Annotated in this window: 11 protein-coding genes and 1 riboswitch; of the genes, 8 read left to right on the top strand and 3 right to left on the bottom strand. The window is 67.6% G+C overall.

The annotated features are described in order from the left end of the window. Positions 1–41: 41 nt before the first annotated feature. On the bottom strand, positions 42–1,583 hold the full coding sequence (locus tag C5O27_RS16830) for a hypothetical protein (protein ID WP_127963200.1): 1,542 nt from the start codon (positions 1,581–1,583) through the stop codon (positions 42–44). A 181-nt stretch (positions 1,584–1,764) separates the two neighbouring features. On the opposite strand from C5O27_RS16830, the gene secA2 reads away from it, so the two are divergent. The 8 genes from secA2 to gcvP all read left to right on the top strand — a co-directional run bounded on the left by secA2 (position 1,765) and on the right by gcvP (position 11,510). Next, entirely contained in the window at positions 1,765–4,125 is a 2,361-nt protein-coding gene (gene secA2 / locus C5O27_RS16825; protein ID WP_040004407.1) for an accessory Sec system translocase SecA2, read from the top strand. Beyond that, entirely contained in the window at positions 4,122–4,748 is a 627-nt protein-coding gene (locus tag C5O27_RS16820) for a CDP-alcohol phosphatidyltransferase family protein (RefSeq protein ID WP_006360903.1), read from the top strand. The genes secA2 and C5O27_RS16820 overlap by 4 nt, the downstream gene beginning before the upstream one ends. 20 nt (positions 4,749–4,768) lie before the next feature. After that, a complete protein-coding gene (gene gcvH / locus C5O27_RS16815) occupies positions 4,769–5,173 on the top strand; it encodes a glycine cleavage system protein GcvH (protein ID WP_006360904.1) in 405 nt (134 codons plus the stop codon). A 348-nt stretch (positions 5,174–5,521) separates the two neighbouring features. Next, positions 5,522–5,974, top strand: a complete 453-nt coding sequence (gene garA / locus C5O27_RS16810) for a glycogen accumulation regulator GarA (RefSeq protein ID WP_005199386.1) — start codon at positions 5,522–5,524, stop codon at positions 5,972–5,974. Positions 5,975–6,016: 42 nt separating this feature from the next. Continuing rightward, the gene (gene ftsR, locus C5O27_RS16805) at positions 6,017–6,703 is read left to right on the top strand and encodes a transcriptional regulator FtsR (protein WP_127963199.1); all 687 of its coding nucleotides are present in this window, start codon (positions 6,017–6,019) and stop codon (positions 6,701–6,703) included. Between the two features lie 157 nt (positions 6,704–6,860). Beyond that, positions 6,861–7,373, top strand: coding sequence for a bifunctional nuclease family protein (locus C5O27_RS16800; protein WP_127963198.1), 513 nt, complete (start codon positions 6,861–6,863; stop codon positions 7,371–7,373). Positions 7,374–7,628: 255 nt separating this feature from the next. Beyond that, entirely contained in the window at positions 7,629–8,270 is a 642-nt protein-coding gene (locus C5O27_RS16795) for a MerR family transcriptional regulator (protein ID WP_006360907.1), read from the top strand. A gap of 97 nt (positions 8,271–8,367) precedes the next feature. After that, a riboswitch (glycine riboswitch) is annotated at positions 8,368–8,466 on the top strand. A gap of 173 nt (positions 8,467–8,639) precedes the next feature. Continuing rightward, positions 8,640–11,510: an aminomethyl-transferring glycine dehydrogenase gene (gcvP, locus tag C5O27_RS16790; RefSeq protein ID WP_127963197.1), complete on the top strand. Its 2,871-nt coding sequence runs from the start codon at positions 8,640–8,642 to the stop codon at positions 11,508–11,510. A gap of 3 nt (positions 11,511–11,513) precedes the next feature. Here the strand turns inward: gcvP and C5O27_RS16785 are convergent, their stop codons facing one another. Continuing rightward, positions 11,514–12,746, bottom strand: a complete 1,233-nt coding sequence (locus tag C5O27_RS16785) for a substrate-binding domain-containing protein (RefSeq protein WP_006360909.1) — start codon at positions 12,744–12,746, stop codon at positions 11,514–11,516. A gap of 135 nt (positions 12,747–12,881) precedes the next feature. Further along, positions 12,882–15,074 carry a malate synthase G gene (locus tag C5O27_RS16780; RefSeq protein WP_127963196.1) on the bottom strand — a complete coding sequence of 731 codons (2,193 nt, stop codon included), beginning with the start codon at positions 15,072–15,074 and terminating at the stop codon, positions 12,882–12,884. Between the last annotated feature and the right edge of the window lie 71 nt (positions 15,075–15,145).

Below are 15,145 nucleotides of genomic sequence, written 5' to 3'. Positions count from 1 at the left end.
GTCGACGGCGCCGTCCCACTCGGAGTCCGGCCGGTGCCGAGTCAGTAGTGCGCGGCCTTGATGAACTGTCCGTCGAGTGAATACATGCCCTTCGACGCGTCGACCCGCGCCATCTCGATGCGGATCACGAAGGCCGTGTCGTCGCGGAGATGCGGCTCGATGACATCGATGGCGACGGCCCCGTGATCGTAGTCGGGGACCGAACCGCGCTTCATCGCGTCGTCGCGCACACGGTCGAACAATCGCGGTGAGATCGCGTCGATGGAGAAACCGTCGGGCCGGTAGCTTCCCTCGACGCCGCTGACCGCCGGGAACTTGCCCGGCACGATGACGATCTGCCCGTCACTGGTGGATGTCCGGTACTGCATCAGGACACCGCCACTGTTCTGGATGCTGCTGGCGCTGATGATCGGGGTGTTGTCGGCGATACCGCGGATCACGAACTGGTCGAGGGCCGCTGCGTTAGGGGCGATGCCGGCGAGCGGCAGCGCGGCGCGGCCCACCGCGAAAGCGGTGTCGAAGTCCGCGGGGTCGAAGAACGTCGCGACGGTGCCGTCGGAGCGCGCCTCGATCTCGACGTCGTGGATGAAAGCGTCACCGGGATCGAACGAACCGGTGAGGACGACGGGCTCGTTCGCCGCCGGACGTCGGATCTCGAATCCGTCGAGTTGGGCATCCGGCACGATGGGCGTGACCTCGGCGTGCATGGACCCGACGATGTCGCCCAGCGAACCCGGGTTGATCGAGGCCGCGTCGAAGGTCTTGTCCGCCCGGTCCATGGTGCGGGTCGCCGACGCATTGGAACCCCCGTCCCAGACGTTGATGTTCGTCGCGCGGCCGTTCGTGGGATCGAACACGATGGCCTGATCGGAGGTCGAATCGAGATTGTAGCTCAGGCGCAACAGATTTCGGGTCGCGCCGGGTCCGAGGTAGTCGACGATCTCGTCGAGGAGTCGTTGGTGGCGCTCGGCGAGTGTGGCCTCGGCGTCGTCGGCGTCGTCGATGTCGACGGCCGAACCGAAGGACGGCATCGACGGGACCGAGATCGTCCAGCTCTCGGCGACACCGAAGAGCAGGGCGACGGCCGTCACGAGGGTCACCGCGGGATAGATGACCGCCCACCGGCCGGGGTGGTCGTCGAACTCGGGGGTGTCGGTCTGATCGCGCGGCGGCAACTGGTCGGGCGGCAGCGTCGTGAACGGGCTCGACGCCAGCGCCTGGAAATGCCCCTTGCTCATCGAGGTGATCCATCGCGCCTCGTAGGCGGTGTCATTCGGCGGGTTGACGGTCGCGGTCACCATCGTCGGCTGCATGTCCTCGGCCCCGAGGCTGCTGCGCGTGAGCGCCCCGACCTCGATCTGCGGTGCGTCTCGCGTGACACCGCGCCGGAACTCCGGCAGCTCGGACACCCGCGACGCGCGCGGACTGATCGCGATCCCCAGGAAGACCAGCGGAACACCGAAGGACAAGGCGACCCACCAGGCGTTGAACGCGCCGAGCCCGATACCGGTCGCCACCAGCAACCCGGCCAGGACGGCCCGGACCAGACGTAGGCGTGTCCTGCTCGAGAGGGTCGCGCTCATCAGCCGTCCTAGGGTGAGGGGAGCAGGGGCGAAATGCGTCAGGGGCGAAATCGGTGGACTGATCATAATGTCGCCGACCCTGCGCTACCAGGGGCCGCGTACCGTTGTTGCTGACCTGACGGCGCCGCGAGGCCCGACGGGTCGTGTAGGTGGCCGGGAAACGATCAGGAGAAGTGTTTCGGTGGGAAAGCTGAGCAACAGCATGTGGCGACTTCTGGGCGCCCAGTCGACTCGCAACCAGTCGAAGTCGCTGAGTGTGATCAAGGAGGCCGAGACCCACACCGATTGGGCAGCCGAACTCGCCGACGACGCCTTCGTCGGTGAGGCCGAGAAGCTCGACATCGGGTCCAAGCCCGGCGACCGGGCGAAGTTCCTGGCGCTCGTCCGGGAGGCCGCGGACCGCTCGATCAACCTGCGCCCCTTCGACGTCCAGCTGCAGGGCGCGCTGCGTCTCCTCGAGGGCGACATCGTCGAGATGGCCACCGGTGAGGGCAAGACGCTCGCCGGTGCGATCGCCGCGATCGGGTATGTCCTCGAAGGACACCAGGTCCATGTCATCTCGGTCAACGACTACCTCGCCACCCGCGACGCCGAGTGGATGAAGCCGCTCTTCGACGTCTTCGGCATTGCGGTGCATGCCATCTCGGAGAACTCCAGCCGCGAGGAGCGTCGACGCGCCTACGCCGGCGACGTCACCTACGGTTCGGTCAACGAGATCGGATTCGACGTCCTCCGCGACCAGCTGGCCCTGTCCGAGGCCGACCTCGTCTCACCCAAGCCCGACGTCGCGATCATCGACGAGGCCGACTCGGTGCTCGTCGACGAGGCACTCGTGCCGCTGGTGCTGGCCGGATCGACCGAGACCGAGGTTCCCGACCAGGCCATCCACGACGTGGTGTCGCGGATGAAGAAGAAGCACTACGAGGTCGACGCCGAGGGCCGCAACGTGACGCTCACCGACGAGGGCGCGGCCTTCGTCGAGGAGGAACTCGGCGGGATCAACCTCTACAGCGAGGAACACGTCGGCTCCACGCTCGTGCACGTCAGCATCGCGATGCACGCCCACTACCTGCTGGAACGCGACATCCATTACATCGTCCGCGACGGCGGGGTCCACCTGATCAACGCCTCGCGCGGCCGCGTGGCCCAGCTGCAGCGTTGGCCGGACGGCGTCCAGGCGGCCGTCGAACTCAAGGAGGGGCTCGCCCAGACCGACTCGGGCGAGGTCATCGACACCATCACGGTGCAGGCGCTCATCGGCCGCTACCCGAAGGTGTGCGGCATGACCGGTACGGCGCTCGCCGCCGGAGAGCAGTTCCGGCAGTTCTACGACCTCCGGGTGTCGCAGATCCCGCCGAACACCGAGAACATCCGCACCGATCTGCCCGACCGGGTCTACGACACCAAGGCCAACAAGGTCGAGGCGATCGTGGCCTACGTCAAGGAGATCCACGAGACCGGCCAGCCGGTCCTCATCGGCACCCACGACGTCGCCGAGTCCGAGGAGCTCGCGTACTTCCTCGAGAAGGCGGGTGTGTCGTCGGTGGTCCTCAACGCCAAGAACGACGCGCAGGAGGCGAAGATCATCGCCGAGGCCGGCGCGCTGAACGCGGTGACGGTCTCGACGCAGATGGCCGGTCGTGGTACCGACATCCGGCTGGGCGGCTCGGCCGACGACGCCGCCGCCCGCGACGCGGTCGTCGAGCTCGGTGGACTGTGCGTGGTCGGCACCGGACGGCACGACACCGAGCGTCTCGACAGCCAGTTGCGGGGTCGCGCCGGACGCCAGGGCGACCCCGGCACGTCGGTCTTCTTCTCCAGCCTCGAGGACCCGGTCGTCACCAAGAACCTCGCGTTCAAGCGTGATCCGGTGTCGCCCAACGAGGACGGCTCGATGGGCAGCAAGGGCATCGACCTCATCGAGCAGGCGCAGCGGATCGCCGAGGGCGTCCGCCTGGAGTTGCACGCCAACACCTGGCGCTACAACAAGCTCGTCAACCAGCAGCGCGACATCATCGTCGACCGGCGCATGAAGATCCTCACCACCGACACCGCGCTCGACGAGCTCGCCGAACTCGAACCGGAGCGCTACGCCGAACTGACGGGGGAGAAGCCCACGACGTCGGGCGACGCGGAGAAGTCGGACGAAACGTCGAAGGCCGCCACCGAGACCGTGCCGCGAGAGGTGCTGAGCCAGGCGGCCCGCGAGATCGTGCTCTACCACCTCGACCGTGCGTGGGCAGACCATCTCGCGTTCGTCTCCGATGTCCGGGCGAGCATCCATCTGCGGTCGTTGGGTAAGGAGAGCCCGCTCGACGAGTTCCACCGGATGATCCTCGCGGAGTTCTCCGATCTGCCCGCCAAGGCGCTCGAGAAGGCACGGGAGACGTTCCGGGAGGCCGAGATCACCGCGGACGGAGTCGACCTCGGTTCCTCGGATCTGCACCGCTCGACGACGACGTGGACCTACATGGTCCACGACAACCTCTTCTCCTCCGGCGGGGCGAAGACGCTGCAGGGCATCATCGGGATCTTCCGGTGACCGAACCGGAGGCGGCACCCACGCCGGCTCCGGACCGGATCGTGACGGTGCCGAACGCGCTCAGCGTGCTTCGGCTCGTCCTCATCCCGGTCTTCCTCTGGCTGCTGCTCGTCGAGAAGGCCGACGGGTGGGCGTTCGCGGTGTTGATCTTCTCCGGGGTCTCCGACTGGCTCGACGGGAAACTCGCGCGGCTGCTCGATCAGTCCTCGCGGATCGGGGCCCTGCTCGACCCGGCGGCCGACCGGCTGTACATCGTGATCATCCCGCTGGCCTTCGGCGTGCGGGAGTTCATCCCGTGGTGGCTCATCGGCATCATCATCGGGCGCGACGTACTGCTGTTCGCCACGGCACCGCTGCTGCGCTCGCGCGGTGTGTTCGCACTCCCGGTGCTCTACATCGGCAAGGCGGCGACCTTCGCGCTGATGAGCGCGTTCCCGTGGCTGCTCGCCGGACAGATCGATGCGGTGAGCGGCTTCGCCTACCCGATCGGGTGGGCGTTCATGATCTGGGGCGTGGGGCTCTACCTGTGGTCCTTCGTCCTGTACTGGTATCAGACGATCCTGGTGATGCGACACATGCCGTCGCGCCGTCAGGCCGACACCTCCCCAGACAGTAGAGTCTGACGGGAACGAAAGGGGCCCTTGTGACCGACAGCAAAGTGCCAGAAGACCTGCGCTATACCGCAGAACATGAGTGGATCGAGAAGATCGGGCCGACGGCCGTGCGCATCGGCATCACCGACTTCGCGCAGGATGCGCTCGGCGACGTGGTGTTCGTGCAGCTGCCCGACTCCGGTGCAGAGGTCACCGTCGGCGAGTCCTTCGCCGAGGTCGAGTCGACCAAGAGTGTCTCCGACATCTTCGGGCCGTTGACCGGTACCGTCAGCGCGGTCAACGACGCACTGGACGCCTCACCGGAACTGGTCAATTCGGACCCGTACGGTGAGGGCTGGCTGGTGGAGATCGAGGCCGCCGACGAGGCGACCCTCGACGAGCAACTGGGTGATGTTCTCGACGCCGCGGGCTACCGCGCCGTCATCGAAGGGTAGGACTTCCCGCCGATACGCCCCGGTGGCTCTGATCGACCTGGCTGATCGCCCCGGTGACGATATGATCGACCGTGCCGGAGTCGACTCGCTCGCCGGTGCGATCGACATGACCGGTACGGTTACGGCAGTGGGAAAGAGGCGTGACGTGAACCAACTTCGCGATCATGCACCGAGATCTACCCGTCCGCACATGTCATGTAGATTCAACCGGCCATCGTGCGAGAGCCGACTCCGAGCCGACGCGAGACCGCGATCGGGACCGGAGACGTGGACGGCCGGACAGTGCGGCTGGCCGAACAGTGCGGTGTGCACTGACAGTGCGATTGCACTGACGACGACGAAGGAGAAGTGGTGAGCGAAAACGACAGGGACTTCGAGGCGCCGGTGGAGACCACCTCGGTGTTCCGGGAGGAGTTCATCAATGAACTCGATGCCGGAACCAGCACCTCGAGTGAGCCGGCCGAGACGGGAGTCGAGCGACTCGCTCCCGGGACCGCGCTGCTTGTCGTGAAGCGGGGACCCAACGCGGGATCGCGGTTCCTCCTCGACCAGCCGACGACCTCCGCAGGTCGGCATCCCGACAGCGACATCTTCCTCGACGATGTGACGGTCAGCCGTCGTCACGCGGAATTCCGTCTCGGCGACAACGAGTTTCAGGTCGTCGACGTGGGCAGCCTCAACGGCACCTACGTCAACCGGGAGCCCGTCGACACCGCATCGCTGAGCAACGGCGACGAAGTCCAGATCGGCAAGTTCCGTCTGGTCTTCCTCAGCGGACCACGCGACGAAGCCGACGCCTGATACGTCGTGACGGCGTCCACAGCCTCCCGCGGCGAGGGATCGATGTCCATCGGCACGGTCCTCGCCCAGTTGCGTGATGACTTCCCAGACATCACGATCTCGAAGATCCGGTTCCTGGAATCGGAGGGTCTGGTGACCCCGGAGCGGGCGCCGTCCGGCTATCGGCGATTCAGCGAAGCCGACTGTGAACGGTTGCGCTTCGTACTGACCGCCCAGCGGGACCGGTATCTCCCGCTGAAGGTCATCAAGGAACAGCTCGACGCGATCGACAACGGGAACGGTGGCTTCGGTTCCGGCGGGACCGTGGCGTTGTCCACGGCCCGCGGCACCGTGGCCCCCGCAACCGATTTCGGCGCGCGCGCCGGTCGGGTGTCCCGGGATACGCTGATCGAGCGCACGGGCGTCGACTCGGCGTTCGTGACCGAGCTGCAGCGCAACGGACTGCTGACCCCCGGACCGGCCGGCTTCTTCGACGAGGACGCGGTGCGCCTCGTCGAGGCCGCCGCGGCGCTGGCCAGCTATGGCCTCGAGACGCGCCATCTGCGTGCCTTCAAGGTGTCCGCGGACCGGGAGGCCGGTCTGGTCGCCCAGATCGCCAACCCCATAGCCAAGGGCAAGGGGACCGGTGCGCGAGACCGCGCCGAGGAACTCGTGCGCGAGATCGCGGCGCTGTCGGTGACCCTGCACACGCAGTTGGTCAAGTCGGCCGTCCGCGACGTGCTCGACTGAACTCTTCCTCGACCAGCACACTCCGCGTTCCCCGGGGTCCTCATCGGGCCGGAATGATCGTGTCGCGCAGCAGCGAGTCGGCCGCCGTGTATCGCCTGAGCGGTGTAGCGTCGAGGTCATCAATCGATCGCCCTACGAGGCGTCTGGGAGGTGCGAGATGAGCGAGATGCGTGTGGTGGGCATCAGGGTCGAGCCCCCGCAGAGTCAGCCCGTGCTCCTACTCCGTGAGGTCGACGGCGAGCGTTACCTGCCGATCTGGATCGGACAGAGTGAGGCCGCGTCGATCGCCTTGCGTCAGAAGGGGATCGAGCCGCCCCGTCCGCTGACCCACGACCTGATCGTGAACCTCATCCGCGAGTTCGGCCAGACGCTCCTCGAGGTGCGCATCGTCGACATGCAAGAGGGCACCTTCTATGCCGAGATGATCTTCTCGGGCGATCTCCGGGTGTCCGCGCGGCCGTCGGATTCCATCGCCGTCGCGATGCGTGCCGAGGTGCCGATCATCGCCGACGAAGAGGTCCTCGTCGAGGCCGGTCTGCTGATCCCGGAAGAGGAGCCCGAGGACGCCACCGCCGAGTCGGTCGACGGGACCAAAGAGGACGAGGTCGAGAAGTTCAAGGAATTCCTCGACAACGTCTCGCCCGACGATTTCAAGGCCAGCGGCGCCTGAGGCTGTACCCGGTCACGGAACGGCAACCGAGAGGTCACCGTTTGTCTCAATCTCAACTTGAGGTTGAGCCACATGGCGCGTCGCGTTGATCCGGTGTCCCGCGCGGCATAGCGTCAAACCCGACATCGAGCACCACTCACGGGCCGATGAAGATGTGATCGGCTGACCCGAGCAGGGCCTGGACCGCGTACTGTGGACGTGGATGTCAGGCATGTGATGCGGCATCCGGTCCGAGCTTTGCGAGGGAGACATCAAGTGGGCGATCGTCCGGTCGACAGTGAAGTGACGTCGAGCGACCCGTCACCCGACCACGCTGTGTCCGATCGCCCCGCGGGCCCGACCCAGGGCAGCCTCGAGGAGATCGCACCGGGTCTCTTCCCCGACGACACCGTGCCCGACGAGCTCGTCGGCTACCGCGTGCCGAGTGCCTGCCAGATCGCCGGCATCACCTACCGCCAGCTCGACTACTGGGCTCGCACCTCGCTGGTCGTCCCGTCGATCCGCGGCGCCGCCGGCTCGGGCAGCCAGCGTCTGTACTCGTTCAAGGACATCCTCGTCCTCAAGATCGTCAAGCGACTGCTCGACACCGGCATCTCGCTGCAGAACATCCGTGTCGCCGTCGACCACCTCCGCAAGCGTGGCGTCGAGGATCTGGCGAAGATCACCCTGTTCTCCGACGGCACGACCGTCTACGAATGCACCTCCGCCGAAGAGGTGGTCGACCTCCTCCAGGGTGGGCAGGGAGTGTTCGGCATCGCGGTCAGCGGTGCGATGCGCGAGCTGACCGGCACCATCGCCGATTTCCCGGGGGAACGCGCCGACGGCGGCGTCAGCGAGACGGCACCCGAGGACGAGCTCGCGGCGCGACGCAAGAGCCGCACCCGTCGCACCGGTTAGCACCGCCCCTCACAGCATCCCGTCACGTGATCCTCACGACTCTCGCGATGTCGTCTGGACCAACACGGCAACGACCTGCGTACACTGGTGCGCGCGTCGCTACGCCACGGGAGAGCGTCACCGAGCAGTACGGGTGACCGCCGAAGGAGCAACACCTCTCCGTCAAACTCTCAGGCACCCGGACCGTGGTGGTGACGGCGTCTCTGGAAAGTGACGATCAGTCGTCCGCCCACGGTGAAAGGTCGTCACGCAACGTCGCGTGGCACCGAATCTCTCAGGCGTCCTCCCGGCCACCGGCCGGCGACATGACAGAGGGGGAGGGCGAGCCTGCCGGCACCGCGCCGGCGCCTGCGAGAGGTTGCCCTCATCATGCCCTCAGCCGACCCGTCGTCAGCGCCAGTCACCTTCGTGGACCGCCACGTCGGACCCGACCCCGACGAGACGCAGCGCATGCTCTCGGTGATCGGTGTGTCGTCGCTCGACGAACTGGCCCATCGCGCCATCCCCGCGGTCATCGCGGACGAACTCGACTCGAACGTGCTGGGCGCACTGCCGCAGCCGCAGAGTGAGAGCGAGGTGCTCGCCGAGCTCAGCGGGCTCGCGGCCCGTAACACCGTGGCCCGTTCGATGATCGGCCTCGGCTACTACGGCACCCACACGCCCGGCGTCATCCTGCGCAACGTCCTGGAGAACCCGGCCTGGTACACCGCGTACACGCCGTACCAGCCGGAGATCAGCCAGGGACGCCTCGAGGCGCTGCTGAACTTCCAGACCATGGTCGCCGACCTCACCGGCATGGAGGTGGCGAACGCGTCGATGCTCGACGAGGCCACCGCGGCCGCCGAGGCGATGACGTTGCTTCGGCGCGCCGGCAAGTCCAAGTCGCCACGTGTCGTCGTCGACGCCGATCTCTTCCCGCAGACCCGCGCGGTGATCGAGACCCGCGCCGAGCCGCTCGGCATCGAGGTCGTCGAGGCGTCGCTGGATCCGGAGCGGCCGGACCACGGCCTGCCCGACGGCGACTTCTTCGGCGTCATCCTGCAGGTGCCCGGCGCGTCGGGCCGCATCGTCGACGCCGCTCCGATCATCGCCGCCGCGCACGAACGTGGCGCCCTGGTCGCGGTCGGTGGCGACCTCCTCGCACTGACGCTCATCACGCCGCCGGGGGAGCAGGGCGCGGATGCGTGCTTCGGCACCACGCAGCGTTTCGGCGTGCCGATGGGCTTCGGCGGTCCGCACGCCGGTTACCTCGCGGTCGGTTCGAAGCACGCCCGCCAGCTGCCGGGGCGACTGGTCGGCATCTCCAAGGACTCCGACGGCAACCTCGCCTACCGCCTGGCCTTGCAGACCCGTGAGCAACACATTCGCCGTGAGAAGGCCACCAGCAACATCTGTACGGCGCAGGTTCTGCTCGCCGTGATGGCCGCGATGTACGCGTCATACCACGGACCGGAGGGGCTCCGGGCCATCGCGCGCCGCACCCACGACGCCGCGGTCCGCCTGGCGAACTCGCTGGCGGCGGGCGGCTTCTCGGTCGCACACGGCTCGTTCTTCGACACCGTCGAGGTCCGTGCTCCCGGCCAGGCCGATGTGATCATCGCCCAGGCTCGCCGCGAGGGCATCAACCTCCGCCGCGTCGACACCGACACCGTCTCCATCGCCTGCGACGAGACCACCGCCGAGGCCGACCTCGACGGTGTACTGCGGGCGTTCGGCGCCGCCGGTGTGCAACCGCTCGACTTCGCCCAGCCCATCGAGAACCGCACCAGCGAGTACCTGACGCACCCGGCGTTCAACCGGTACCGCACCGAGACGGCGATGCTGCGCTACCTGCGGGCCTTGTCCGACAAGGACATCGCGCTCGACCGCAGCATGATTCCGCTCGGCTCCTGCACCATGAAGCTCAACGCGACCACGGAGATGGAACCCATCACCTGGCCCGGGTTCGCCGGTCTCCACCCGTTCGCGCCGGTGGAGGACACCGTCGGCATCCGCGAGCTGATCTCCACCCTCGAGGACTGGCTCGTCGCCGTCACCGGCTACGACCGCGTGAGCCTGCAGCCGAACGCGGGGTCGCAGGGCGAGTTCGCCGGACTGCTCGCGATCCGGGGGTACCACCGCAGCCGGGGCGACCTCGACCGCGACATCTGCCTGATCCCGTCGAGCGCCCACGGCACCAACGCCGCGTCGGCGGTCATGGCGGGCATGCGCGTCGTCGTGGTCGGCTGCCGGGAGAACGGCGACGTCGATCTCGAGGATCTGCGCGCGAAGATCGCCGCGAACGAGGGCCGGATCGCGGCCATCATGATCACCTACCCGTCGACGCACGGCGTTTTCGAGCACGACATCCGCGACATCTGCGGTGCCGTCCACGACGCCGGCGGCCAGGTCTACGTCGACGGTGCCAACCTCAACGCCCTGGTCGGCGTGGCACGTCCGGGTCATTTCGGCGGCGACGTCAGCCACCTGAACCTGCACAAGACCTTCTGCATCCCGCACGGCGGCGGCGGCCCGGGCGTGGGTCCGGTTGCGGTACGCGAGCACCTCGCACCGTTCCTGCCCGGGCACCCCCTCGCCGACGAATTGCCCGGCACCGCGACCATCGCCGCGGCACCGTACGGTTCGGCGACGATCCTGCCGATCACCTACGCCTACATCGCGATGATGGGTGCGGCCGGTCTACGCCGGGCGACGCTGACGGCCATCACCGCGGCGAACTACGTCGCCAAGCGGCTCGGCGACCACTACCCGGTGCTCTACACCGGCGAGGGCGGCTTCGTCGCGCACGAGTGCATTCTCGACCTGAGGGCGATCACCAAGGAGACCGGCGTTTCGGTCGACGATGTGGCAAAGCGCCTGGCCGACTATGGTTTCCACGCGCCGACCATGAGCTTCCCGGTGGCCGGCACGTTGATGGTCGAGCCCACCGAGAGCGAGAATCTCGACGAGATCGACGCGTTCTGCGACGCCATGATCGCCATCCGCGAGGAGATCGACCGGGTCGGCAGCGGCGAGTGGCCGGTCGACGACAACCCGCTGCGCGGGGCACCGCACACCGCCGAGGCGCTGGTGGGCGAGTGGGACCACCCGTACTCGCGAGAGATCGCGGTCTACCCGCAGGGACTCCCGTCGGCCGGTGCCCGGGCCAAGGTGTGGCCCTCGGTGCGTCGTATCGACGGCGTGTACGGCGACCGCAACCTGGTGTGCAGCTGCGCGCCGATCGAGGCCTACAGCAGCTGAGGGCTACCCGCCCGCGGTTCCCGAAGGTGCCGGCGAGACCGCAGAGCTCGCCGGCACACTCGTCGGTCCGTAGACGACGCGGTTGATGGCGACGATCGCGCCGTCCTCCGGCGTGGGCATCGGATCGCGGGTTCGCGGGAAGGTGACCGTGGCGGTGGCCGACGGCATCGGGGCGTCGCCGCGGAAGCCGAGTTCGGTGAGCAGCTTCAGCTGTTCGGGCTGTGATGCGTAGGAGATGAAGTCCGCGACCGCGTCGGCCGCGACGTCTCCGACCTCCGGGCCGGAGAGACGGATGATCGGGTAGTCCGCGATCGGCGTCGGTCCGGACGGGATCACCTCTGACAGCCGCGCGGGCTGGTCGGTCTTGGTGATCTGGTACAGCCGCTGCTCGGTGATCGGCACGGCGTGGATCTCGGCTTTGGCCGGGTCGGCGGCATTGGCGATCGCGGTGGCCGCGCCCTGCGGGGTTCCATCGGGCGAGAGCGGCGCGCCGCCGAGCATCGCCTTCACGCTGGAGGTCACCCGCGGCGACTCGGCGTCGGCGGTGGTCAGCGGGCCGGTCGTCCGTGTCACGCGGGTGGCGACGGCCTGCGCCGCCAGTGCACTGGCATCGGACTGGGCGCCGATCGGCATCGCCATGCGCAACGAGCCCCAGCCCTGCAGGCCGAACTCGGTGAGCGAGGCGTCGCGTTGTTGCAGGAGCGGGATCTGCGACCAGTCGAGTTGGTCGCCGGCGGCCTTGGCGAGTTCGGGCGAGACCGCGAGAACGACCGGTGTCGAGACGAGTGAACGGGAGTTGCCCTCGATCAGATCGGGTTTGGCCGTGGCCAGATCCGCCGACCACACCGACGACTGCGGCACCCAGGCAGCGGGGTAGGCACCCATCGACTCGGCGTCCCACTTCCCGGTCAGGCCGTCGAGGGTGATCTTCGCGTCGCCGGGCCGGACGGCGATGGTGACGCAGTGGTCGCGGACCACCGGTTTCGTGTTCGTGAAGGAGGTCGCGATCGCGGCGAGCCCGGGTGCGATGTCGGGGTCGGCGATGATCGGCACCGACGTGGCGCCCTCGACGCATTGGGCGGCGGCGTCGTCGGCCTGCCGGTTGATGCGGTCACCGAGGTCGCGCCAGGTGACCACGATGGCGGCGACGAGCAGAATCGACAGCAGTGCGAAGACGACACCTCGGCTGACGCCACGGTTGCGGATACTCTCGCCGCGGTTCCGATGATGTGCCAACGCCGATGCCCTCCCTGCTCTGAGCGTGCTGTCCCCGGGCTCCACCCGGTCGATGTGCAGCGCAGGGTACGACGATACGCCGTGCCGGTCCACCGGGGACCGGCACGGTCGTATCAGTGCGTCGTGACCGAGGTGTCAGCCGGCCGCGTTGGCGGCCTTGTACTCGCGGCGACGGCGATGCAGGATCGGCTCGGTGTAGCCGCTGGGCTGCGTCGTGCCCTCGAGGATCAGCTCCTTGGCCGCCTGGAAGGCGATGTTGGAGTCGAAGTCCGGGGCCATCGGCTTGTAGGCCTTGTCGCCGGCGTTCTGGCGGTCGACGACCGGGGCCATCCGCTCGAGCGATGCGACGATGTCGGCCTCGGAGACGATGCCGTGGCGCAGCCAGTTCGCCAGCAGCTGGCTGGAGATACGCAGGGTGGCGCGGTCCTCCATCAGTGCGACGTCGTGGATGTCGGGCACCTTCGAGCAGCCGACGCCGGCATCGATCCAGCGGACCACGTAGCCCAGGATCGACTGGCAGTTGTTGTCGAGTTCCTGCTGCTTCTCCTCGTCGGACCAGTCGGTCTTCGCGGCCAGCGGCACGGTGAGGATGTCGTCGACCGACGCCGGGTCGCGCTTGGCGATCTCGTCCTGACGTTCGAAGACGTCGACCTGGTGGTAGTGCAGCGCGTGCAGGGTCGCGGCGGTCGGCGAGGGCACCCATGCGGTGGTGGCGCCGGCCTTGGGGTGACCGATCTTCTGCTCGAGCATGTCGGCCATCAGGTCCGGCATGGCCCACATGCCCTTGCCGATCTGCGCCTTGTGCTGCAGGCCGGCGTGCAGGCCGGTGTCGACGTTGAAGTCCTCGTACGCCGCGATCCACTTCTGCTTTTTCATCTCGGCCTTGCGCACCATGGCGCCGGCCTCCATGGAGGTGTGGATCTCGTCGCCGGTGCGGTCGAGGAAGCCGGTGTTGATGAACACCACGCGCTCCGAGGCGGCCTTGATACATGCCTTCAGGTTGACCGTGGTGCGGCGTTCCTCGTCCATGATGCCGACCTTGAGCGTGTTGGCGGGCAGGCCGAGCACCTGCTCGACGCGACCGAACAGCTCGACGGTGAAGGCGACCTCGTCGGGGCCGTGCATCTTCGGCTTCACGATGTAGACCGAACCGGTCCGCGAGTTCTGCAGACCCTCTGCGCTCAGGCCGTGGATGCCGATCAGCGAGGTGACCAGGCCGTCGAGGATGCCCTCGGGAACCTCATTGCCCTCGGCGTCGAGGATCGCGTCGTTGGTCATCAGGTGACCGACGTTGCGCACGAACAGCAGCGAACGGCCGTGGAGGTCGAAGCCGGTGCCGTCGGGAGCGGTGTACTCGCGGTTGCCGTTGAGCACACGGGTGAAGGTCTTGCCACCCTTGGTGACCTCTTCGGACAGATCGCCCTTGTTCAGGCCCAGCCAGTTGCGGTAGCCGGTGACCTTGTCCTCGGCGTCGACCGCGGCGACCGAGTCCTCGAAGTCCATGATCGTGGTGATCGCGGACTCGACGACGACGTCCTTGATGCCGGCCGGATCGGTGGAACCGATCGGCGAGGAGGGATCGATCTCGATGTCGAGGTGAAGACCGTTGTTGCGAAGCAGGATCGAGGACGGTGAGCCGGCGTCGCCGCGGTAGCCGACGAAGGCGGCCGGATCGGCCAGCGTCGAGGTCGCGCCCCCGTCGAGGGTCACCTGCAGGGCGCCGTCCTGAACGGCGAAGGACCGCACGTCGGTGTAGCTGCACTGCTCGAGCGGGACCGCCTTGTCCAGGAAGTCCTTGGCGTAGGCGATGACCTTGTCACCGCGCACCTTGTTGTACGACGAACCCTTCTCGGCGCCGTCGGTCTCCGGGATCGCGTCGGTGCCGTACAGGGCGTCGTAGAGCGAACCCCAGCGGGCGTTGGAGGCGTTCAGCGCGAACCGTGCGTTGAGGACCGGCACGACCAGCTGCGGACCGGCGGTCTCGGCGATCTCGCGGTCCACATTGCCGGTGGTGATCTGGAAGTCGGCCGGGACCTCGGCGAGGTAACCGATCTCGGTCAGGAAGGACTTGTAGGCGTCGAAATCCGCAGAGCCCGGGGTGAGGTCGGCGCCCTGGTGATCGCGGTGCCAGGCGTCGATCTTGGTCTGCAGATCGTCGCGGACGGCGAGCAGCTCACGGTTGCGCGGGGCGAGGTCGGCGATCACCGATGCCGCACCCGACCAGAAGGCGTCGGCCTCTACACCGGTACCGGGCAACGCCTCGTTGTTGATGAAGTCGTACAGGACGGAAGCGACCTGCAACCCGTTGACGGTGATCCGGTCCGACATGATTGCCTTTCTCGAGCGAATGAAGACGACATCCATGCTACTAGCCGGTAACGCTGAACCGTACAGGCGTC

The sequence above is a fragment of the Gordonia alkanivorans genome, from assembly GCF_004011905.1.
Classification (GTDB): Bacteria; Actinomycetota; Actinomycetes; order Mycobacteriales; family Mycobacteriaceae; genus Gordonia; species Gordonia alkanivorans.
Note: the sequence above shows the minus strand (reverse complement) of the source record. Positions and strands in the feature narration are given on the sequence as shown.

Coding starts and splice junctions, on each gene's coding strand:
- gcvP (WP_127963197.1), top strand. CDS start 8,640: ATGCCCTCAGCCGACCCGTCGTCAGCGCCAGTCACCTTCGTGGACCGC.
- C5O27_RS16830 (WP_127963200.1), bottom strand. CDS start 1,583: ATGAGCGCGACCCTCTCGAGCAGGACACGCCTACGTCTGGTCCGGGCC.
- ftsR (WP_127963199.1), top strand. CDS start 6,017: ATGTCCATCGGCACGGTCCTCGCCCAGTTGCGTGATGACTTCCCAGAC.
- C5O27_RS16800 (WP_127963198.1), top strand. CDS start 6,861: ATGAGCGAGATGCGTGTGGTGGGCATCAGGGTCGAGCCCCCGCAGAGT.
- C5O27_RS16780 (WP_127963196.1), bottom strand. CDS start 15,074: ATGTCGGACCGGATCACCGTCAACGGGTTGCAGGTCGCTTCCGTCCTG.